The organism is Streptomyces sp. CAU 1734, assembly GCF_039888735.1.
GTDB lineage: Bacteria > Actinomycetota > Actinomycetes > Streptomycetales > Streptomycetaceae > Streptomyces.
On sequence record NZ_JBDQQP010000024.1, the window covers coordinates 73830 to 93801 of the forward strand.

21 protein-coding genes are annotated in these 19972 nt (G+C 73.7%); 7 read left to right on the forward strand and 14 right to left on the reverse strand.

The annotated features are described in order from the left end of the window. Positions 1-13: 13 nt before the first annotated feature. Together AAFN69_RS32985 and AAFN69_RS32990 are read right to left on the reverse strand one after the other, a co-directional pair. Positions 14-280 (reverse strand): DUF4031 domain-containing protein, encoded by a 267-nt coding sequence (locus AAFN69_RS32985; protein WP_347732592.1) that lies wholly within the window; start codon positions 278-280, stop codon positions 14-16. 22 nt (positions 281-302) lie between these two features. Continuing rightward, positions 303-671, reverse strand: coding sequence for a hypothetical protein (locus tag AAFN69_RS32990; protein ID WP_347732593.1), 369 nt, complete (start codon positions 669-671; stop codon positions 303-305). An 85-nt stretch (positions 672-756) separates the two neighbouring features. Between AAFN69_RS32990 and AAFN69_RS32995 the strand changes: the two genes are divergently transcribed. Both AAFN69_RS32995 and murQ read left to right on the forward strand, forming a co-directional pair. Then, positions 757-1689: a MurR/RpiR family transcriptional regulator gene (locus AAFN69_RS32995; RefSeq protein ID WP_347732594.1), complete on the forward strand. Its 933-nt coding sequence runs from the start codon at positions 757-759 to the stop codon at positions 1687-1689. Positions 1690-1802: 113 nt separating this feature from the next. Next, positions 1803-2759, forward strand: coding sequence for an N-acetylmuramic acid 6-phosphate etherase (gene murQ / locus AAFN69_RS33000; RefSeq protein WP_347732595.1), 957 nt, complete (start codon positions 1803-1805; stop codon positions 2757-2759). A gap of 138 nt (positions 2760-2897) precedes the next feature. Here murQ and AAFN69_RS33005 read toward each other — a convergent pair whose 3' ends face one another. From AAFN69_RS33005 to AAFN69_RS33035, 7 genes are all read right to left on the reverse strand, one after another. Next, positions 2898-4337, reverse strand: a complete 1440-nt coding sequence (locus tag AAFN69_RS33005; protein WP_347732596.1) for an aldehyde dehydrogenase family protein — start codon at positions 4335-4337, stop codon at positions 2898-2900. Positions 4338-4400: 63 nt separating this feature from the next. Continuing rightward, the gene (locus AAFN69_RS33010) at positions 4401-5081 is read right to left on the reverse strand and encodes a chorismate mutase (RefSeq protein ID WP_347732597.1); all 681 of its coding nucleotides are present in this window, start codon (positions 5079-5081) and stop codon (positions 4401-4403) included. A gap of 288 nt (positions 5082-5369) precedes the next feature. Beyond that, a complete protein-coding gene (locus AAFN69_RS33015) occupies positions 5370-6512 on the reverse strand; it encodes a Clp protease N-terminal domain-containing protein (RefSeq protein WP_347732598.1) in 1143 nt (380 codons plus the stop codon). Positions 6513-6703: 191 nt separating this feature from the next. Then, complete coding sequence (locus tag AAFN69_RS33020) at positions 6704-7114, reverse strand: RidA family protein (protein WP_347732599.1); 411 nt, start codon at positions 7112-7114, stop codon at positions 6704-6706. Between the two features lie 79 nt (positions 7115-7193). Next, positions 7194-7409 carry a hypothetical protein gene (locus tag AAFN69_RS33025; RefSeq protein ID WP_347732600.1) on the reverse strand — a complete coding sequence of 72 codons (216 nt, stop codon included), beginning with the start codon at positions 7407-7409 and terminating at the stop codon, positions 7194-7196. A 219-nt stretch (positions 7410-7628) separates the two neighbouring features. After that, positions 7629-8309: a response regulator transcription factor gene (locus tag AAFN69_RS33030; RefSeq protein ID WP_347732601.1), complete on the reverse strand. Its 681-nt coding sequence runs from the start codon at positions 8307-8309 to the stop codon at positions 7629-7631. Next, positions 8306-9526 carry a sensor histidine kinase gene (locus AAFN69_RS33035; RefSeq protein WP_347732621.1) on the reverse strand — a complete coding sequence of 407 codons (1221 nt, stop codon included), beginning with the start codon at positions 9524-9526 and terminating at the stop codon, positions 8306-8308. The genes AAFN69_RS33030 and AAFN69_RS33035 overlap by 4 nt, the downstream gene beginning before the upstream one ends. A gap of 430 nt (positions 9527-9956) precedes the next feature. Here AAFN69_RS33035 and AAFN69_RS33040 point away from each other — a divergent pair, with 430 nt between their 5' ends. Beyond that, positions 9957-10520: a heme-binding protein gene (locus AAFN69_RS33040; protein WP_347732602.1), complete on the forward strand. Its 564-nt coding sequence runs from the start codon at positions 9957-9959 to the stop codon at positions 10518-10520. A gap of 487 nt (positions 10521-11007) precedes the next feature. Next, positions 11008-12378 (forward strand): M1 family metallopeptidase, encoded by a 1371-nt coding sequence (locus tag AAFN69_RS33045; protein ID WP_347732622.1) that lies wholly within the window; start codon positions 11008-11010, stop codon positions 12376-12378. A gap of 17 nt (positions 12379-12395) precedes the next feature. Here AAFN69_RS33045 and AAFN69_RS33050 read toward each other — a convergent pair whose 3' ends face one another. Next, positions 12396-12575 (reverse strand): hypothetical protein, encoded by a 180-nt coding sequence (locus AAFN69_RS33050; protein WP_347732603.1) that lies wholly within the window; start codon positions 12573-12575, stop codon positions 12396-12398. Between the two features lie 122 nt (positions 12576-12697). After that, on the reverse strand, positions 12698-13273 hold the full coding sequence (locus tag AAFN69_RS33055; protein ID WP_347732604.1) for a TerD family protein: 576 nt from the start codon (positions 13271-13273) through the stop codon (positions 12698-12700). A 172-nt stretch (positions 13274-13445) separates the two neighbouring features. Here AAFN69_RS33055 and arfB point away from each other — a divergent pair, with 172 nt between their 5' ends. Beyond that, positions 13446-13874: an alternative ribosome rescue aminoacyl-tRNA hydrolase ArfB gene (gene arfB, locus AAFN69_RS33060; protein ID WP_347732605.1), complete on the forward strand. Its 429-nt coding sequence runs from the start codon at positions 13446-13448 to the stop codon at positions 13872-13874. A gap of 260 nt (positions 13875-14134) precedes the next feature. Here the strand turns inward: arfB and AAFN69_RS33065 are convergent, their stop codons facing one another. Next, on the reverse strand, positions 14135-14698 hold the full coding sequence (locus tag AAFN69_RS33065; RefSeq protein WP_347732606.1) for a flavin reductase family protein: 564 nt from the start codon (positions 14696-14698) through the stop codon (positions 14135-14137). Positions 14699-15185: 487 nt separating this feature from the next. On the opposite strand from AAFN69_RS33065, the gene cdgB reads away from it, so the two are divergent. Both cdgB and AAFN69_RS33075 read left to right on the forward strand, forming a co-directional pair. Then, positions 15186-16844, forward strand: a complete 1659-nt coding sequence (gene cdgB, locus AAFN69_RS33070) for a diguanylate cyclase CdgB (RefSeq protein WP_347732607.1) — start codon at positions 15186-15188, stop codon at positions 16842-16844. Positions 16845-17056: 212 nt separating this feature from the next. Next, the gene (locus tag AAFN69_RS33075) at positions 17057-18049 is read left to right on the forward strand and encodes a carbohydrate-binding protein (RefSeq protein WP_347732608.1); all 993 of its coding nucleotides are present in this window, start codon (positions 17057-17059) and stop codon (positions 18047-18049) included. A 45-nt stretch (positions 18050-18094) separates the two neighbouring features. Here AAFN69_RS33075 and AAFN69_RS33080 read toward each other — a convergent pair whose 3' ends face one another. Then, entirely contained in the window at positions 18095-18955 is an 861-nt protein-coding gene (locus AAFN69_RS33080) for a class II fructose-bisphosphate aldolase (RefSeq protein ID WP_347732609.1), read from the reverse strand. Positions 18956-19006: 51 nt separating this feature from the next. After that, positions 19007-19930 (reverse strand): 1-phosphofructokinase family hexose kinase, encoded by a 924-nt coding sequence (locus AAFN69_RS33085; protein ID WP_347732610.1) that lies wholly within the window; start codon positions 19928-19930, stop codon positions 19007-19009. Between the last annotated feature and the right edge of the window lie 42 nt (positions 19931-19972).

Below are 19972 nucleotides of genomic sequence, written 5' to 3' on the forward strand. Positions count from 1 at the left end.
GCCCGCCGCCCCCTCAGGCCGGGCGGCCCTTCGGGCGGCGGAGGCCCGCGGTCACCAGGAGGCGGACCACTTCGCGGCTGGTGACCTCGACCGCGCCCGCCCGGACCGCGTCGGCGTAGCGGTGGGAGGGGACGTCGTAGTGGTCGCGCTCGAAGGCGCGGGGCGGGCAGCCGATCGACGCGGCGAAGGCGTGCAGTTCGTCGTAGGAGACATCGCTGACCAGGTGGGACCACATCCTGCCGTGGCCCGGCCAGGTCGGCGGGTCGATGTAGACACTCATCCGCGTGCCCCTGTCCCGTCCGTCATGCGCCGAGTGCCCCCACCGGGGCCACCACGACGCCCGCCTTGTGGCAGACCCAGCGGGGGTCGGGTCCCAGCTCGGGCTCCACCTCCAGCGCATGCGGGTCCCCGGCGTCGCAGACGGGGCAGAGGGGCCAGCGGCCGTGCCGGTCCAGCAGGGCGTCCTGGACGTCCTGGGCGACCAGGCCGGTGAGGTACTCCCCGCCCTGCGGCCACTGCTCCACCCACCAGCGGCGGTGTGTCACCGCGGCCTCGACCAGCGAGACCACCTCGGCGTCGGCGACCTCGCGGGCCGCCAGATCGGCGAGGACCAGCGCGCGGGCGGCGTGCAGGGCCTGTTCCGGCCGCTGCGGGGGGTGGGATTCGTCCATACAGCCCATTGTCACCCCCGGGCGGTGCGAACCATCCGCTGCAACAGGGTTGACCGGAGCGGATTAATGAAAATATCTTTCATATGTGACGGATCCAGTGAAAGAAAGTTTCAGGACAGGTCTGGCCGCGGAGGCCCCACCCGCCCCGGCCGCTCTCGCCGCCAAGGTGCGGACCCTCACCCCCTCGATGACCCGCTCCATGCAGCGGGTCGCCGAGGCCATCGCCGAGGACCCGGCCGGCTGTGCCGCCCTCACCGTGACCGGGCTGGCCGAGCGCACCGGCACCAGCGAGGCCACCGTCGTGCGCACCGCACGCCTCCTGGGATACCCGGGCTACCGGGATCTACGCCTGGCGCTCGCCGGCCTCGCCGCCCACCAGCAGTCCGGGCGGGCGCCGAGCGTCACCGCCGACATCGCCGTGGACGACCCCCTCTCCGACGTGGTCGCCAAGCTGGCCTGCGACGAACAGCAGACCCTCGCCGACACCGCCGCCTCGCTCGACATCGGACAGCTCGCCGCGGCCGTCGCCGCCGCCGCGACCGCGCGCCGGATCGACATCTACGGCGTGGGCGCGTCCTGTCTCGTCGGCATGGACCTGGCACAGAAGCTGCTGCGCATCGGGCTGATCGCGCACGCCCACGCCGATCCGCACCTGGCCGTCACCAACGCCGTACAACTGCGCTCCGGCGATGTGGCCATCGCGATCACCCACTCCGGCTCCACCGGGGACGTGATCGAACCGCTGCGGGTCGCCTTCGAGCGCGGGGCCACCACCGTCGCCATCACGGGGCGCCCGGACGGTCCCGTGTCGCAGTACGCCGACCATCTGCTGACCACCTCCACCGCCCGGGAGAGCGAGCTGCGGCCCGCCGCCATGTCCTCGCGGACCAGTCAGCTCCTGGTGGTGGACTGCCTCTTCATAGGGGTGGCCCAGCGGACCTACGAGAGCGCCGCGCCCGCGCTGTCCGCCTCCTACGAAGCACTCGCCCACCGCCACGCGCCCCGGAACACCCGCTGACCGACAGGGCCTCTCTCCCGGATCCCGCCGGGGCCCGCATGCCCGCCCGCCCCGGAAGAAGGACCCTCCCGACCCCGCCGACCTCCGCCCCCAGCCGAAGGAACGTGTGCCCCATGACCTCCACCACCCCCGCGTACGGCGAACTCCGCGCCCAGCTCGAAGCCCTCACCACCGAGGCGTTCCGGCCCGAGCTGGCGGAGATCGACCGGCTGCCCACCCTCGACATCGCGCGGCTCATGAACGGCGAGGACCGGACCGTACCGGACGCCGTCGCCGCGCGGCTGCCGCTGATCGCCGCCGCGATCGACGCCACCGCCGAACGCATGGCGCGCGGCGGGCGGCTGATCTACGCGGGCGCGGGCACGGCCGGCCGGATGGGGGTACTGGACGCCAGCGAGTGCCCGCCCACCTTCAACACCGAACCGGGGCAGGTGGTGGGGCTGATCGCGGGGGGCCCGGAGGCGATGCTCCGGGCGGTCGAGGGGGCCGAGGACAGCGCGGAACTGGCCGCCGCCGATCTGACGGCGCTGGCGCTCACCCCCGACGACACGGTGGTGGGGATCTCGGCCTCCGGGCGCACCCCGTACGCCGTCGGCGCCGTCGAGCACGCCCGAGCCGCGGGCGCGCTCACCATCGGGCTCTCCTGCAACGCCGGCAGCGCCCTGGCCGCCGCCGCCGAGCACGGCATCGAGGTGGTACCCGGACCCGAGCTCCTCACCGGATCGACCCGGCTGAAGGCCGGCACGGCGCAGAAGCTCGTCCTCAACATGATCTCGACCATCATCATGATCCGGCTCGGCAAGACCTACGGAAACCTGATGGTCGACCTCCGGGCCTCCAACGAGAAGCTGCGGGCGCGCTCGCGGCGGATCGTCTCGCTGGCCACCGGCGCCCCCGACGACGAGATCGAGGCCGCGCTCACCGCCGCCGGCGGTGAGGTGAAGAACGCGATTCTGGTGATTCTCGGCGCGGTCGACGGACCCACCGCCGAAGGGCTGCTGAGGAAGAGCGGCGGACGGCTCCGCGACGCCCTCGACGCCGCCCCGGGAACGGACCCGGCCGGGGAATGAGCCCGGCCGGGGAGGGAGCCGGGGCCAGGGAGGGACCCGGCCGGGGCACCCCGGAGGCCGGTGACATCCGGGCGCGTCGGCGCCCCGGGCCGGATCGGCGCCCGGTCACAGCCGGTTCCGCCGCCGGCCGGGGCCGGCTCAGAGGCTGATCACACCCGTCCGCACATCCGTCATGTCGAGCAGCGTCCACTTGCCGCCGATCCGGCCCCACCCCGTGCCCCGGGCCCCCGCGCCGCCGAACGGCATGTTGATGTCCCACCAGTTGTTGGTGTCATTGACGATGACCTGCCCGACCTCCATCTCCTCGATGAAGCGGAAGGCCGAGGTCATGCTGCGGGTGAAGACCGCGCCCTGGAGGCCGAGGGCGTCGGCGTTGGCGATCCGCAGCAGATCGTCCTCGTCCTGCCCGACGATGATCGGGACCACCGGTCCGAAGGACTCCTCCCTGGAGAGCAGGGACTCCTCCGGCACCCGGTCCACGACGGTGAACTCGTAGTACAGATCGGTCGGCATCCCGGCCCGGCGCCCGCCGCCCAGCAGCACCTCGGCGCCCCGGGCGCGGGCGTCCGCGACATGGCGGTCCATCTTCGCGGCCACGGCCTCGTTGTTGAGCGGCCCGAGCAGGGTCGTGCCGTCGAGCGGATCACCGAGAACGATCCGCTCGGACTCGCGCAGCACGGCCGCCGTGAAGACCTCGTGCACCTCGCGGTGGACGAGAACCCGCTCGGTGGCACAGCAGACCTGGCCCGCGCACGGATACGCGCCGTCCACCGCGGCCCTCGCCGCCGCGTCGACATCGGCGTCGGCCAGGACGACGAGCGGGCCGTTGCCGGAACATTCCATGAGGGAGCGTTTCAGCCCGGCGGCGGCCTGGATCCTGGCGCCGGTGGCGGAGGAGCCGATGAATCCGATGGCGTGGATGCCCGGGTGGCGCACGAGCGCGTCGCCGAACTCCCCGTCCCCGGGCAGGACATTGACCAGTCCGGCCGGGAGCCCGGCCGCCGTGAGCGCCTCCATCGCCCGCAGCACGGTGAGCGGGGTGTGCGCCGGGGGCTTGACCACCACGGCGTTCCCGGTGGCGAGGCCGGGCGCGGCGAACTCCGCGAACATCAGCAGCGGGAAGTTCCAGGGCGTGATGACACCCCAGGTGCCCACCGGCCGGTGGAAGGTGAACATCCGCTTCGAGCTGTCCCGTGACGGCAGCGTCTCACCGCCCAGCCGGACGGCGTCCTCGGCGTGGAGACGGAACAGCTCGGCGGCCTCGGTGACGTCGGCGACCGACTCGGCGAGCGGTTTGCCCTGCTCCAGGGTCTGGAGACGGGCGAGTTCGGCCCGGCGCAGATCGAGCTCGTCGGCGATCCGGCGGCAGACGGCGGCCCGCTCCCACACATTCACGGCCGCCCACGCCCGCTGGGCCTCGTGCGCGGACCGTACGGCGGTCTCCAGATCCCCGGCGGTCGGGAGCGGGATCGAGCCGACGCTCTCCCCGGTGGCCGGACTGACCACCTCGAAGAGCCGGGCGCCGGCGCCCCGTGCGTACTCGCCATTGATGAAGAGCGGCTGCGGGGCGGTGGTCATGAGGGGCTCTCCTCTGTCCGGTCCGTCGTCTGCGCCCGATGATTCAGCCGGTGCCGGAGGGCGTCAAGGAGCCCGGGGAAGCGGGCCGGACGTCCCCGTCCGGCCCGCGCCCGCACAGTCGTCGGTGTCCCCGCAGACCGAGGGCACCGCGCGGATCAGCGCCACGGTGTGCAGCCGGTCCAGCCGCTTCTCGTGACGCACCCTCAGGGCGGAGAGCGCCAGCACCCCGCGGCAGTGCTCGGCCGAACGCGCGCTCTCCGAGCCCGCGATGGCCGACACCAGCGCGGTGTTGATCCGGTTGATCTCCTTGCGGACCTCGGTGAGATCGGGACGCCGGGACGGCGCCCGGGACGGATCGGCCGTCCACAGGCTGTGCAGTCCGCGCTGGACGAGCTTGTTCGCCTCGATCTGGTCGCGGAAGATCCGTACGGTCGCCTCCGGGTCCGCCCCGGCCGCCGACGCCTGCTGCCGGACGGTGTCCAGAACGACTTGCTCACGCGCCGGGTCGTCGATGGGACTGGTCGTCCCCCACTTGGCCGCGGCCACCAGATCGGCCGTGGCCAGCCGCTCCGCGGAGAGCACGGTCAGCGGCCTGAGCTGTGTGTACGTGCCCGTGTGGCCGGCCCCCGCCGGCGGGGCGGCGGGGGTCGCGACCGCCGGTGCGGACGCCGCGAGGAGCGCGGCGGCGGCGACAACGGCGGCCGTGGCGTGGCGTACTGAGGTGCGCGGAATGCGGTGGGACACGGGTTTCCTTCTCTGCCGGGACATCGGGACACGGCGGCACGGCACCGGGCGGCGCGCCCGGCGGGGCCGGGGCGGAGCGGTGCGTACCGCAGGACCAACGACGTCGGTAAGGGGAAGCTCTCGGTCACCGGGGCGGACAAGGGCGCACGGCTCGCGCCCGTGCCCGGCTCCGGCTCGGCGGTGCTCGGGACGCCGCGGCGCCGGGGCGTCCCCCGGACGACCGGTCATCCCCCCGGCCGGGCGGATGACCGGTGGACCGGTGGACCGGGTCGACGGCCGGCGGCCCGGTCAGCGAGCCGGCCCGGACGGCGGCCGGCTCCCATGGGACCCGGCCAGCGCCTCGACCAGCCGGCGCGCTCGCGTCTCGCCCCGCAAGAGGGAATCCACCAGGGGTCCGGTTCCACTGTCGGTCAGGACGTCCTGAAGATATCTGTCCACCGGGCGGGGATCGGAGCCCAGATCCGGCTGTCCGGCGAGGAGATTGCGGGCCGCCGCGTATCCGATGCCGAGCTCCCGGAGCCGGTCACCGCCCGCGTACCGGCCGGAGGGCCGGGGCGCGCCCTCCTCCGCCATGTGCGGGTGGCGGGCCGCGACTTCATGGGTGGCGAGCACCGCCAGCAGGATGTGCTCGGTGCCCTCCTCGCGGTCGCCGAGCCGCATCACCTGGTCGGGTATCTCCCTGCGGATCCAGGCCAGCGGATCGGCGGCCCAGTTGACCCCCGAGGCGGCGACGAGCCACCGCCGGACGAAGCCGAGCGACCGGTAGGCGCGGAGGCCGAGGAGCGCGTCCCGGGTCGGCTGGAGATACAGATCGAGGTGCTCGTCCGGGACCGGTTCGGCACCGTCGAGCAGCGCCAGGACCGCCTCCGGGGTCGCGCCGCAGATCCGTACCGCCTCCGCGGCCCGGCTCTCCTCCGCGAGCAGCGCGCGGAGGAGGAGCTCGGCGGTGATCCGCCGTTTGCCCGGCCGCCGCTCCGCCTGCCGGGCGGCCTCCGCCGCGGCCGTGAGCGCACGGGCGGCGGCGCCGGTGTACCGGATCCCCCGGTCGCCGTGCTCCCCCAGCACGGCCTCCGAATCGACGGCATCGGCGGCGAATCCCGCGGCGGTGGGGGCGGCATCGGCGGTGGGGGCGGCGCCGGCTTCGGCATCGGCGGCGGAGTGCCAGGCGCCGCCCGGCCGCTGCCGGCCGCGGAGCACGGCCAGCATCGCGGCCCTGGTCACCCCGGCGAAGGCGAGCGCCTCCGTGGCGTCCCCCTTGGCGTCGGTGATGCCGGCCAGCAGATGCTCGGCCCCGATCGGATCCCCGGCCTCCGCCCGCGCCCCCCGCGCGGAACCGAGAACCCCGGTGGTGGTCCAGTCCGGCTCCACGAACGCGCTCCCGGTCCCGGCGCCGGTATCGGTCCCTGCCCTGTCCCCGCTGTCGCTCCTCATGTGTTGCAGCGTGACCCACCGGGGCCGGCCGCCGCATCCGCCGGAGGTTGATGTTCTCCGCGTCGAAAGTTGACGGTCCGGCGCGCCCGGTGGTCCGAAAGAAGGCCCCGCCCGGTCCGGAAGAAGCTCAGCCGGTCCGGCGGCAAGGCGGACCCGCGGCGCAAGGCCGTACGGGACCGGCCGCCCGTGCCTCAGGACGGGAGGGCCGCCGTGAGGTCGACCTCGATCAGCTGCCCCGGGTAGCCGAGCTGGGCCACCCCGAGCAGGGTGCTCGCGGTGGTGAAGGCCGGGGCGATCACGGATTCGTTCAGCCGGAACCAGGCGGCGGCCAGCACCTCCGCGTCGCCGCTGGCGACATAGATCACCGAGCGGACCACATCGTCCGGGCTCGCGCCCACGGCGTGCAGCGCGACCAGCGCGTTGGCGGCGACCTGGTCGATCTGGGCGTTGAGATCGGTCCCGCCCACCAGATCACCCGCCTGGTCGAGCGGGCACTGGCCGGAGAGATAAGCGGTTCGGGCGGCTTCGACGACGGTGATGTGGTGGTAGCCGGGGGTGGAGTGGAGCTGCGGGGGGTTGATGCGGTCGATCTTGGCTGTCATACGCACGAGTCTCACCCGCCCGGGGACGGGACGCACCGGATTTTCGGCCGGCGGCCCGTCACCGGACCCCCCGCCGGGCTCATCTCCGTACGTCGTGGAGCACCGCGGCCAGCCGCATCGCCGTGTCCAGATTGCACCGCCCGAGTTCGACGAGCGGATAGGAGCTCTCACCGGCCAGGGAGACCGGATCCACCCGCAGGGACGGCAGGGTCACCCCCATGGCGCCCAGTTCGGTCCGCAGCTGGTCGATGACCTCCTCGGCCGCCTTCAGCCGCTCCGCCGATCGCACCGCCATCGCTCATGCACCTCCACGCTGAGTACGGTTCCTCCGCACAGAGCGTGTCCAGGATCCGGCCCCGCCGAACGCGGCCGGCTGATCCATCTGATCCATGTGATCCATGTGATCCGGCTGATCCATCCGATCCGGCTGAGGGGTCTGATCCGGCTGAGGGGTCTGATCCGGGCGCGGCTCGCGTGACGGGGGTGGCGTCCCGGGGAAGGCCGGGCGCGCCGCTCAGGAGAGCAGCCGCTGTTCCTTCGCCACCGCCACGGCGCCCGCCCTGGTGTCCACGCCGAGCTTGGCGTAGATCCGGCCCAGATGGGTCTTGACCGTGGCCTCGCTGATGAACAGCGCGCGGGCGATGTCCCGGTTCCCCAGCCCCCGGGCGAGCTGCCCCAGAATGTCCTGCTCGCGGTCGGTCAGCGCCGGGCGGGCGGTGCCGCGCATGCGGTCCATCACCCGGCCGGCCACCGGAGCGGAGAGCGCCGTGCGCCCCTGCGCGGCGGCGTGGATCGCGGCGAAGAGCTCCTCCGGGCGCTCGGCCTTCAGCAGATAGCCGGTGGCGCCCGCCTCGATCGCCCGGGTGATGTCGGCGTCGGTGTCGTAGGTCGTCAGCACCAGTACGTGCACCCCGGCCATGGCGGGGGCGGCGGTGATCCGCCGGGTCGCCTCCACCCCGTCGATGCCCGGCCCGAGCTGGAGATCCATCAGGACCACGTCCGGGGTCAGCTTCTCCGCCATCGCGACGGCCTCCTCGCCGCTGCCCGCCTCGCCCACGACCTCGATGTCGGGTTCGCTGCCGAGGAGGGCGAGGAGCCCGGCCCGGACGACGGCGTGGTCGTCGCAGAGCAGGATCCTGACGGGGACCCCGGCGGACGGGGCGGATGCGGCGGAAGTGTCGGACGGGCCGGTCATCGTGGCTCCGGAGTGGGACGGGACCCCGGCGGCCGGCCGGGACGGGGAGCGGGAGGGGGCGAGGCCGGGGGCACCAGTCCGATCGCGGCGGAGACGACGGTGCCCTCGCCGGGCGCCGACTCGATCGCCAGGGTGCCGCCGAGCTGCCGCACCCGGGCCCGCATCGCCGCCAGCCCATGGCCCCGGTCCCCCGCCCCGGCCCCGGAGGGCGCGGCGGCCGGGGCGAAACCGGTGCCGTCGTCGGTGATGTCCAGCACCACCTGGTCGCTCAGCCGGCTGAGGGTCAGTACGGCGCCGGTGGCCCCGGCGTGCTCGCGCACATTCGCCAGCGCGCCCTGCGCGATCCGCAGCAGCGCCGACTGCACCCGGTCCGGCAGCGCCCCGGGCGCACCGTCGAGCTGGAACCGGACCGTCAGATTCTCCGTGGTCTCCCGCTCGGCCAGCGCGCGCAGCGCCTGCGCCAGGCCGCCGCCCTCCGCCAGATCGGCGGGGGCGAGGTCATGCACGAAACGCCGGGCCTCGGCGAGGCTCCGCTCGGCGATGGACTCGGCCGTACGGACATGGCCCCTGGCCCGGTCCGGGTCGCTGTCCCAGGTGCGCTCGGCGGCCTGGAGCAGCATCTGCTGGCTGGACAGGCTCTGGGCGAGGGTGTCGTGGATCTCCATCGAGAGCCGCTGGCGCTCGGCCAGGGTGCCCTCGCGGCGTTCGGTCGCGGCCAGCTCGCGGCGGGTGGCGATCAGATCGTCGATCAGCGCCCGGAGCCGGTCCGCCTGGCGGCGGGTGTGGATGAAGACAGCGGTGGCGAGCCCGGCGACGGCGGGCGGCAGCAGAAAGAGATTGGGGTCCACGCCCTGGCGCAGCCGCCATTCGCCCACCACGACGAGCGCGCAGAGCGCCGCGACCAGGGCGATGGCCGCCCGCGTCGGCAGCACCCGCAGACCGGTGTGGATCAGGGGTACGGCGCACCAGGCGAAGCTCGGGGCGAGCAGCACGATCACGGTCCAGCAGCCGACGACCAGCCCGAGCCGGATCAGCTCGGCCCGCCGCAGGTCGCCGCCGGCGCGGCGCACAACCGGCCGGAGTCCGGCGAGCTGGAGCACCGCGAGGGCCGCGCTCAGCCCCAGCACCCAGGGCAGCCGGGGACTGTCGGAGTGGTTGAGCACATAGCGCAGGACCGAGCCGGCGAGCAGGGCGAGGAAGGCGGTGTTCACCACCATGTCGAGCCACCGGGTGTCCCGCTCGGCACCCTCGGTGTCCGGGGCGGCCGTGCCCGCACGCACACTCGCGCCCGCGCCTTCGCGGGTACGGGGCGCCCGCTGCGTATCGGACATCGTCGACTCCTGCTCCGGGTCCGTCCCGGCTCTCGGCGGCACACCCGGTGGGTCCGGGCTTCCTGTTGGTTCCGGCGGCGCGCGGGTCCGCGGGGGGCGGACGGTGCCGGGCCCGCTGGACGGGCGCTCTCCGCATCGTGACCCGGCGCAACCGGCTCCGCATCAACCGATCGGCCGACCCGGACCTCCTCCATGATGCCTGCCCACGACAGCCGGTACGCCGACGCCCGGCATCCCCTCCTGCCACCAGGATCGAATGCAGAAGGTCCGCCGGACCACAGAACACCAGGAAACCAGCCCAGGGGAGCCCCTCATCATGAAGAAGCCGCAGCGGATCTCCGTCCGTACCCGCGTCCTCACCGGCGCCGTCGCCGCCGCGCTCGGCGCGGGCACCTTCGGCGCGGTCTCCGCCAGCGCGTCGGCGCCCGCCGCCGAGAGCCGGGCGGCGGTGAAGGCGGACACCTCCAACCGTCACCTCCAGCAGACCACCCACCTGACGGTCGACGCCGCCTCGCGGGCCGCGCAGGCCACCCTGGACGCCGCCGAGCGGGCCGGCCAGCGGGTCACGGTCGCCGTCGTCGACCGCAACGGCAACACCATCGTCACCCTGCGCGGCGACGGCGCCGGCCCGCAGTCGTACGAGTCGGCCGAGAAGAAGGCGTTCACCGCCGTCTCCTGGAACGCGCCCACCTCCGAGCTGGTCAAGCGCCTGGAGCAGACCCCGAACCTCAAGGACATCCCCGGCACGCTCTTCCTCGGCGGCGGCGCCCCGGTGCAGGTCAAGGGCGCCCCGATCGCGGGCATCGGCGTGGCCGGCGCACCGAGCGGCGCGCAGGACGAGGAGTTCGCCAAGGCGGGTGTCGCGGCCCTGTCCCGCTGACCCCTTCCGACGCCGTGCAGCGCCCGGCGGCCGTCCGTACCCGCGCCCGCCCCGGCCCGGCACCGGCCGGCCGTCCGGGGGTCCGCGCTCCCGTGGCGGCCGTCTCGGAGGAGCGCGGCGCCCGTCCCGGGTGCGGGTACGGACGGCTGCCGGCGGCGGGTACGAGCTCTCTGTCCCGCGCCCGGGCCGATCCGCACGATCCATGGTTGAAACGGCCCATTGCCTGTGTGATCGTTCCCTCCGTGGATCCGCTCGACGACTGCCCCACCGGTTTGCGCGCCCGCGGCGCGGTCCTCCGCCACGCGTGGGACACCCCGCCCCGGGGACCGCGTACCGCCCGAGCCGCGCGGCCGGCGCGGACCGGGCAGCCGTACACCGCCACCGGTCCGGCGGCGGCACCGCCCGCCGGGCCGGGATCCCGGCGGTTCCCCGGGGCCGGCGCGTGAGCCGGCCCCCCGCCGCGCGCGGCGTCCGCGCCCGCCGCGCCGTGCGCGCGCTCGCCCCCGTCGCGGCCAGTGCGCTCCTGCTCTCCGGGTGCACCGGCGGCGGTCTCGGCGGAGTCCGGGGCGGGCCGGGCGGGGCCGGGCTCGGCGACCCGCTCTTCCCCGGGCTGGGGAACGGCGGCTACGACGTCCGGCACTACTCGCTGACCCTGGCGTACGACCCGGGGACCGGCCGGCTCGACGGCACCGCCGAGATCCTGGCCCGCGCCGGCCGCGATTTGAGCGCCTTCAATCTCGATCTGCACGGGCTGAACGTCCGCGAGGTCACGGTGGACGGCGCGGCGGCGGCCGCGAACCGGGCCGGCGACGAGCTGACCGTACGGCCCCGGAACGATCTCACCGGGGGCCGGTTCTTCCGCACCGTCGTCCGCTACTCGGGCACGCCCCGCACGATCACGGACGCGGACGAGTCCGAGGAGGGATGGCTGCGCACCGCCGGCGGCGCGCTGGCGGTCGGTGAGCCGGCCGGTTCACCGGCGTGGTTCCCCGGCAACCATCATCCGAGCGACAAGGCGACCCTCGATCTGGCGGTCACCGTCCCCCGGGGGCTGACCGCCGTCTCCAACGGCGAGCCGGGTTCCCGGACCACCACCGCGGGCGGGCGGACCACCTTCGTCTGGCGCTCGGCGGAGCCGATGGCGACCTATACGGCGGTGCTGGCGATCGGCCGGTACCGCCAGACCTCCTCGCGGACCCCCTCCGGGCTGCCGGTGCACACCGCCGTCGAGCACTCCGTACGGGAGAGCCTGACGCGCCGGATCCCCGAGCTGACCGCCTGGGCGGTGGAGCGCTTCGGCCCGTACCCCTTCTCCTCCATCGGGGCGATCGTGGTCCCCGACGGGGCGGTCGGCTATGCCCTGGAGACCCAGAACCGGCCGGTGTTCCCGGTCTCCTACCTCACCCCCGAGATCCTGGTGCACGAGATCGCCCACCAGTGGTACGGCAATTCGGTGACGCCCGAGTCCTGGAAGGACATGTGGCTGAACGAGGGCTTCGCGGTGCACGCGGAGTGGATGTGGCTCGCGGAGTTCGCGGACACGCCCCTGGCGGAGAGCTTCCGCCGGGCGTACGAGGAGGACGCGAACTGGGCCTTCCCGCCCGCCGATCCGCCCTCGCCGGCCCGGATCTCGGCGTCGCCGGTGTACGGCCGGGGCGCGATGGTGCTCGACAAGGTGCGGCAGTCCGCCGGGGACGAGGCGTTCTCGCGGCTGCTGAAGGGCTGGGCGCGGGAGTACCGGCACGGCAATGCCTCCACCGCCGATTTCACCGCGTACGCGGAACGGGTGGCGGGCAGGGACCTGGACCCGGTGTGGGAGACCTGGCTGTACGGGGACGGCAGGCCGGCCCGGCCCTGAGGCGCGGCCGGCGGCGGTCACCGGTACTCGTCCAGCGCTCCCCCGTGCTGGTCCTGCGGCCAGGCGATCCGGCAGTCGAGACAGGTGAGCCGGTACTCCATGCGGCCCGCGTGCGGGTTGAGCGCGCAGGAGAGGATCACGGCCGTTCCCCGGCATTTGATGCACTGCACACGAGAGCTCTGAGAACGACCCTTCATGCGGTCAGTCTCCCAGGCGGCGGGGTGCCGGAGCGCCCCGCGGCGGGGCGCGGAGGGGGAGGCCCCCGGCGCGCGGAGACCTCCCCCTGTGTCCCCGCGTGCGGGAACCTCCGGCCGCGGGACTACAGGCTGACGCCGAAGTCGCGGGCGATGCCCTCCAGGCCGGTGGCGTATCCCTGGCCGACCGCGCGGAACTTCCACTCGGCGCCGTTGCGGTAGAGCTCGCCGAAGACCATCGCGGTCTCGACCGCGGCGTCCTCGCTCAGGTCGTAGCGGGCGATCTCGGCGCCGCCGGTCTGGTTGAGGATGCGGATGTAGGCGTTGCGCACCTGGCCGAAGTTCTGCGAGCGGGTGACCGCGTCGTAGATGGAGACCGGGAAGACGATCCGGTCCACGTCGGCCGGCAGGGCGGCGAGGTTGACATTGATCTGCTCGTCGTCGCCGCCGCCCTCACCGGTGCGGTTGTCACCGGTGTGCACGATGGTCTGGTCCGGCGTGGACTTGTTGTTGAAGAAGACGAAGTGGCCGGGCGAGGTGACGGTGCCGCCCGGGTTGACCCCGATCGCGGAGGCGTCGAGGTCGAAGTCCGTGCCGGTGGTGGTGCGGACGTCCCAGCCGAGGCCGACGGTGACGGCGGTCAGGCCCGGAGCCTCCTTGGAGAGCGAGACGTTGCCGCCTTTGGTCAGGCTTACTGCCATTGGGAGGTCCCCTTCACGATCAGATGATCCATGGATCAGGTAGCGGGCCCCGAATCCTTCCGGAGCCCTCAGTACCCGTCATAACGCGAGGAAGGGACTCCTGGGTTCCATCCGGACGCCGGACTGTTGAAAACGGGATGACGCGGGCGCCGGAGCAGGAGACCATGGAGGCATGTCCGGGCCCTATGTCATCCGCGGTTCGGTCTCCCTGCCGGAGGCCGAGCTGCTCTGGCGTTTCTCCAGGTCGTCCGGGCCGGGCGGGCAGCATGTCAACACCAGCGACTCCCAGGTCGAATTGCGTTTCGACCTCGCCGGGACGCAGTCGCTGCCCCCGGTGTGGAAGGAGCGCGCGCTGGAGCGGCTGGCCGGCCGGCTGGTGGGCGGGTTCGTCTCCGTACGCGCCTCCGAGCACCGCTCGCAGTGGCGCAACCGGGAGACCGCCGCCGTACGGCTGGCGGCTCTGCTGGCGGAGGCCACCGCCCCGCCGCCGCGCGCCCGGCGGCCCACCAGGATTCCGCGCGGGCTCAATGAGCGCCGGCTGCGGGAGAAGAAACAGCGCGCGGACACCAAGCGCGGCCGTTCGGGCCGCGACTGGCACTGATCCGCGCCCCGCGCGAGGGGTGCGTCCGGGCGGCGCGGCCCCCGGCCGCGCCGGATGTACGGCGGTCACCCGCCGGCGGAGGCGTACTCACCGGCCCGGCACATCACGGGGCGGCGGGGTCACCCGCCCCGGTTCACCGGCGAGGCCGTACGGCGTCCCGCGCCCCGGCCGGGCCCGGCCCACGGCCCCTGACTCACGGCCCACGGCCCACGGCGCACAACGCCCGACTCGGACGGCCCATGCCGCCCGCCGGCGGCGGGTCAGCCGAGCTGCCGGTACCCGCCCCGGAAGTACATCAGCGGCCCGCCCTCGTCCCCCGGCAGATCCACCGCCAGCACCCGGCCGATGACCAGGGTGTGATCCCCGGCGATCACCCGCTGCTCGGTCCGGCACTCCAGGGTCGCCAGCGCGCCGTCCACCAGCACCGCGCCGCTGACCGCGCCCCGCGTCCCCGCGATGTCCTCGAAGAGCAGCCGGTCGCTGACCCGCCCCTTCATCGCGAACCGGCCCGCGATCCGGCGCTGGTTCTCCGACAGCACCGAGACACCCCACATCGGCTCCTCCGCGAGGAGGTCGTCCATCCGGGATCCATTGCGCAGGCTCACCATCACCAGCGGCGGATCGAGGGAGACGGAGACGAACGCGGTCGCCGTCATGCCGACATCGCCGCCGTGCGGACCCTCGTCCGGGTCTCGCGCGGTCACCAGGATCACGCCGGCGGCCAGCCGGGCCATGGCGGCACGGAACTCGTCGTTGCTCACCCCCTCAGCATGGGGGATAGCGGTCGGGGACTCGGGGCCGGAGGCGGCAGTCGTCTGCAACACACCGGGAACGCTAGCTCCGCGCCCCGGATCCGCGCATCGGGCCAGGGAACGAGCCGGGTCCTAGGACCAGCGCGCCGCCGGCCGCCCCGGGCGGCGGCGCGCGCGGCACGGCGGCACCCGCGCGGAAGGCGGCGGGAGCACCGGCCCGCCGGTCAAGTACCGGGCGCCCGGGGGACGGTGGCGGTGAGCACCGGCCCGGGAGGGGCGCCGGGAGCGGGAACGGCCCCCGGTGCGGGGGCGATCCCCGGATTTGCGTTCGGAGACGCCGCCGGGGCCCGCGGGGCCGACCCGGCCGACCTCCACCCCGATCATCATTTCATGTGACTTGAGTCACAGAGGCCGGTATTTGTTGACCCTGTGTACCGGGTGAACAGCTCGCTGTGATTCAGTGGCCGGGATACCACAACGCGAAGACCGCGTGAGAAGGCCGCACTGGAAGGCCGAAGGAAACCTGGAGTCTGCTGTCGAGGTCTCGGGGAGAGCGAGCATGGAGACCGAGTCGGAGCCCTACGTCCGTCTTGCGACCCTGCGGCAGCTGCACAAGGTGGTCGCCGACCTCAACACGGCCCGCAGTCTGGCCGACACCTTGCAGACCGTCGCCGACGGAATCGTCGCGGGCCTCGGCTACGAGCTGGCCTGTGTCAATCTCGTGCGCCCCGACGGCGATCTGGTCGTCGCCGCGTTCGCCGGGAGCGCCGCCGCCGAGGCCCTGATCACCGGCCGGGTGGGCTCCCGCCCCTCCTGGGAGCGCCGGCTCTCCATGGGTGAGGCATGGGGTGAGCTGCGGTTCATACCGCACACCGAGGGCTGGGTGCTCATCGAGGACGACGTACCCCAGTGGCACACCGAGGGCCCCGACCCGCGCTTCGAGGACGAATGGCACCCCCAGGACCGTCTCTATGCCCCGATGTACGCCTCCGGAGGGGGCCGGGAGCTCCTCGGGGTCATCTCGGTCGACCGGCCGCGCAATGGCCGCCGCCCGGGCCCCTGGGGGCAGGAAGCCCTCCAGATGTACGCCTCCCAGGCCGCCATTGCGATCAGCAATGCCCGGCTGCGAGCAAACATGCAGCGTGCACTGGTCCGGCTGGAACGCGAGCAGCAGGCGCTCCGGGCCAGCGAGGAGTCCTTCCGGCAGGCGTTCGAGTACGCGCCCAGCGGTATGGCCATCGCCGAGATGGGCGGCGACCAGCACGGACGGCTGCTGCGCACCAACGACGCGCTCTGCCGGCTGCTGGGCCGCCCCGCCTCCGCGATGCGGCGGTACTCCTTCGCCGACCTCGTCCACCCCGAGGACGTCGGCACCCTGCTCCGCACCTCCGCCGAGGGGGGCCGGGCCGAGCTGCGGCTGGGACGGCGCGACGGCAGCTATGTCTGGGTCTCGCTGCGCAATTCGGTGGTCGCCGACACCACCGACGGGCCCCGCTTCCTGCTGACCCATATCGAGGACATCGAGGACCGCAAGCGCCATGAACTGGCGCTCGCCCACCGGGCGTCGCACGACGCCCTCACCGGACTGCCCAACAGCGCCGAGCTCCGCGCCCGGCTCAGCGCCAAGCTCTGCGAGCGCCCGCCGGCCGCCGACGGGCCCGAGGCGGGCGGGCGTCTCGGGGGCGAGGCGCCGGAGACGGCGTACGACGCGGAGACCGGCGCGCTCTTCAACGCCGAGGGGTTCGACTTCGGCCACACCGGCACCCCCTACGACCATCATGTGCACGCCGTCGCGCCCGACGACGAGGTGGACGACGGCACCAAGGGGCTCGCCGTTCTCTTCTGCGACCTGGACGGCTTCAAGTCGATCAACGACCGGTTCGGCCACCAGACCGGTGACGCCGTTCTGGTCGAGGTGGCCCGGCGGCTCACCACCGGCGTACGGGAGGGTGACACCGTCGCCCGGCTGGGGGGTGACGAATTCGTCGTTCTCGCCGACGGGCTCGGCACCGCGGACGCCGCGGACCTCGCCGTGCGGCTCCGGAACGCGATCATTCTGCCGATCCGGGTCGGCGGCCGGGGCGTCCGGGTCGGTGCCAGCTTCGGCATCAGCTGGGCCGGCTGCGGAATGTCCGTCGACGAGGTGCTGCAATCCGCCGACCAGCGGATGTATGTCGAAAAGCGGTCCCGGTCGAAGGTGCACAGACGGGCCGGATGACAGCTGCGGACCCGGTCCGCACGGGGCCGCGCGCGGCTCCGAACCGGCCTCCGGGCCGCGGGGAACTCAAGACGACGATTGGTCCAGACCTGTCATGTCCTGGTCTTGTGACGATCGGTAGATCAGGGTCAACGCCCCCCAATCCGTTCATCCGAACCGGGTAGGCTCGCCGGGGTCGGCGTAGGGCTGACGAAGGTGAGGAGGGACCAGGGATGACGGCCGCGAACACCGGCGGGAAGACGCCCGAGGACGACGATCCGTTCGGCTACCTGTACGAGGACGGACACGCCGCGGGCGCGACATCGCCCTCCGGCCGGGGCCGCGGATACGGCTACCCGGGTCCCGCCGCGCAGCCGGGTGTCCCCCGGACCTCGTACAACCATGTCCGGGCCGTCGGCGAGCGCCAGTACGGCGGACCGAACCAGACCTACGGGCAGCAGATCCCCCACCAGCAGGGACCTCAGCAGGGCTATCCGCAGGGCCCGGGGCAGCCGACCGCGCAGTACGCGGCCCCCGAGACCTACCCCGGCGGCGTACCGCCCCGGGCCGCTCCCCCGCAGAGCGGCGGACGCGGCTCCGGCGGGCGCGGGCCCAACACCAAGGCGCTGCTGATCGGCGCCGTGACCGTGGTCGCGGTCGTGGTGATCGGCATCACCGTCGCGGTGCTCGACAAGGACGAGAAGGAACCGCCCCGGTCCAATCCGGCCGGCCAGGTCCAGGAGAAGGACTCGGATGCCTCCGGCAAGCCGGAGGAACGCCCCTCGCCGACCGCCGAGACCAAGGCCGGACCGCCCAAGCGGGACGCGGCGACGCTCCAGCTCGGCGGCCCCGCCAAGCTCGGCACGGAGATCAAGGGCGCCAAGGGCGTCAACGGCGCCTATGTGATGTTCAACGGCCTCGGCGGCTCCGCGAGCTGGTCGGTGGAGGTGCCCGCCGACGGCGCGTACACCCTGCACATGACCTACAGCGTGCCGGGCAAGGACGCCGAGACCTCGCTGACGGTCAACAACGGCGACCCGCGCAAGATCAATATGTCGAACTTCGCGAAGGCGGGCGGGGGCGAGTGGGAGAAGGGGTGGACCAACACCTACTCCTACGTGAACCTCAAGAAGGGCAAGAACGACCTGAAGATGTCCTGTGAGCAGGGCAACAGCTGCGACGTTCTGCTCGACCAGGTCCGCCTGGAGACGGGCACCAAGGGGTGACCCCCGCGCGTGCGGCTGCCCGGCCCGGGCAGCCGCACGCGGGACTCAGGAGACAGCGGGGACCAGCAGCCCCAGGAATCCCGCCACCGTCGCGGCCATCGCGTCCCGCCCCGGAGCGAGATACTTCCGCGGATCCACCGAGCGGCCGTCCGCCGCCAGGAAGTCCCGTACGGCACCCGAGAACGCGGTGTTCAGCGCCGTACCCACATTGATCTTCACCATCCCGGACGCGACCGCCGCGCGGATCTCCGCGTCCGGCACCCCCGAGGAGCCGTGCAGCACCAGCGGCACCGGTACCGCGTCGCGCAGCCGGCCGATCAGCTCGTGGTCCAGCGCGGCCGTCCGCTCCGTCATCGCATGCGAGGAACCGACGGCGACGGCCAGCGCGTCCACTCCCGTCGCCGCGACATAGGCGGCGGCCTCGGCCGGATCTGTGCGCACCCCGGGGGCATGCGCGTCCAGCGGCGCCTCGCCCTCCTTGCCGCCGACCTTGCCCAGCTCCGCCTCGATCCAGATGCCGCGCTCCCGGCCCCAGCGGACCGCGTCGGCGGTGGCCCGGACATTCTCCTCGTACGGCAGCTTCGAGGCGTCGAACATCACCGAGCCGAAACCGGCGTCCCCGGCCTCGTGGAGCAGGCCCACCGAGACCACATGGTCCAGATGGAGCGCGAGCGGCGCACCGGAGACCCGGGCGACGGCCGCCGCGGCGGCGGCTATCGGGGCGAGCCGCCCGCCGTGGAAGCGGACCGCGTTCTCGGAGATCTGGAGAATCGCGGGCGCGCCCGCCTGCTCGGCTCCCGCCGCGATGGCCTCCGCGTGCTCCAGGGTGATCACATTGAACGCGGCGACACCCCGGCCGCCGGCGACGGCCGCGGAGACGAGCTCGGCGGTGCTGACGAGTGGCATGGTGCGTTCTCACTTCCCGGGCGCGGGGCCCGTCTCACCGTGGATCGGAATTCACGCCGCCGGGTGCTCGGTCACCGTGACCCGCGGCAGCAGCGTCTCGTAGGCGGCCCGGTCGAATTCGCCCGCCGCCGGGGCGAGTACCGTCGCGGCCGACAGGGCGACCGCGCGGGCCAGCCTGTCGGGCCAGGACAACCCCTCCACCAGGCCGGACAGCAGCGCGGCGACCGCGGAATCGCCCGCGCCGGTCGGATTGCCGCGCACCCGCTCGGGCGGGGCGGCCCGCCAGCCGCCGTCCGGGGTGAGGGCGAGGAGACCGTCCGGGCCGAGCGAGGCGACCACCGCGTGCGCGCCCCGGCGGCGGGCGTCGCGGGTGGCCCGGCGGGGCTCCCGTGCTCCGGTGAGCAGGGCCAGTTCATCGGCGTTGGGCTTGATGAGATCGGGGCGGGCGGCGATGCCCCGGCGCAGCGGCTCGCCGCTGGTGTCCAGCAGCACCGGCACCCCGGCGGCGCGGGCCATCCGGATGAGATCCCCGTACGCCCCGACCTGGATGCCCCGGGGCAGACTGCCGCAGAGCGCGACCGCCGCCGCGTCCCGCAGCAGCGTCCCGTAGGCCGCCACGAAGGCGGCCCACTCCTCGGCGGTGACGGTGGGGCCGGGCTCATTGAGCTGGGTGGTGTCGCCGGTGCCGCTGTCCACGACCGCGATGGTGCGGCGGGTGGTCCCGGCGATGGGGACCAGCGCGTCACGCGGCGGGAGCGGTGCGAGCAGATCACGGAGTACGGCTCCGGCGGGGCCGCCCGCGAAACCGGTGACCACGCTCTCGTGGCCCAGCGCGGAGAGCACCCGGGCCACGTTCAGACCCTTGCCGCCGGGGCGTTCGGCGACCTCGCCGACGCGGTGGCTGGAGTGCGGGGTGAGCGCGGGCACCGAGTAGGTGATGTCGAGGGCCGTGTTGAGAGTGACCGTCAGGATCATTCGCCACACCCCTCCGGCCGGATTCGGCCAACCGTGCTCGTA

Bases quoted from the DNA above. Each gene is read 5' to 3' on its own strand.
- AAFN69_RS32985 (WP_347732592.1), bottom strand. From the start codon at position 280: ATGAGTGTCTACATCGACCCGCCGACCTGGCCGGGCCACGGCAGGATG.
- AAFN69_RS32990 (WP_347732593.1), bottom strand. From the start codon at position 671: ATGGACGAATCCCACCCCCCGCAGCGGCCGGAACAGGCCCTGCACGCC.
- murQ (WP_347732595.1), top strand. From the start codon at position 1,803: ATGACCTCCACCACCCCCGCGTACGGCGAACTCCGCGCCCAGCTCGAA.
- AAFN69_RS33005 (WP_347732596.1), bottom strand. From the start codon at position 4,337: ATGACCACCGCCCCGCAGCCGCTCTTCATCAATGGCGAGTACGCACGG.
- AAFN69_RS33015 (WP_347732598.1), bottom strand. From the start codon at position 6,512: ATGAGGAGCGACAGCGGGGACAGGGCAGGGACCGATACCGGCGCCGGG.
- AAFN69_RS33020 (WP_347732599.1), bottom strand. From the start codon at position 7,114: ATGACAGCCAAGATCGACCGCATCAACCCCCCGCAGCTCCACTCCACC.
- AAFN69_RS33025 (WP_347732600.1), bottom strand. From the start codon at position 7,409: ATGGCGGTGCGATCGGCGGAGCGGCTGAAGGCGGCCGAGGAGGTCATC.
- AAFN69_RS33030 (WP_347732601.1), bottom strand. From the start codon at position 8,309: ATGACCGGCCCGTCCGACACTTCCGCCGCATCCGCCCCGTCCGCCGGG.
- AAFN69_RS33035 (WP_347732621.1), bottom strand. From the start codon at position 9,526: ATGGTGGTGAACACCGCCTTCCTCGCCCTGCTCGCCGGCTCGGTCCTG.
- AAFN69_RS33040 (WP_347732602.1), top strand. From the start codon at position 9,957: ATGAAGAAGCCGCAGCGGATCTCCGTCCGTACCCGCGTCCTCACCGGC.
- AAFN69_RS33050 (WP_347732603.1), bottom strand. From the start codon at position 12,575: ATGAAGGGTCGTTCTCAGAGCTCTCGTGTGCAGTGCATCAAATGCCGG.
- AAFN69_RS33055 (WP_347732604.1), bottom strand. From the start codon at position 13,273: ATGGCAGTAAGCCTGACCAAAGGCGGCAACGTCTCGCTCTCCAAGGAG.
- arfB (WP_347732605.1), top strand. From the start codon at position 13,446: ATGTCCGGGCCCTATGTCATCCGCGGTTCGGTCTCCCTGCCGGAGGCC.
- cdgB (WP_347732607.1), top strand. From the start codon at position 15,186: ATGGAGACCGAGTCGGAGCCCTACGTCCGTCTTGCGACCCTGCGGCAG.
- AAFN69_RS33075 (WP_347732608.1), top strand. From the start codon at position 17,057: ATGACGGCCGCGAACACCGGCGGGAAGACGCCCGAGGACGACGATCCG.
- AAFN69_RS33080 (WP_347732609.1), bottom strand. From the start codon at position 18,955: ATGCCACTCGTCAGCACCGCCGAGCTCGTCTCCGCGGCCGTCGCCGGC.
- AAFN69_RS33085 (WP_347732610.1), bottom strand. From the start codon at position 19,930: ATGATCCTGACGGTCACTCTCAACACGGCCCTCGACATCACCTACTCG.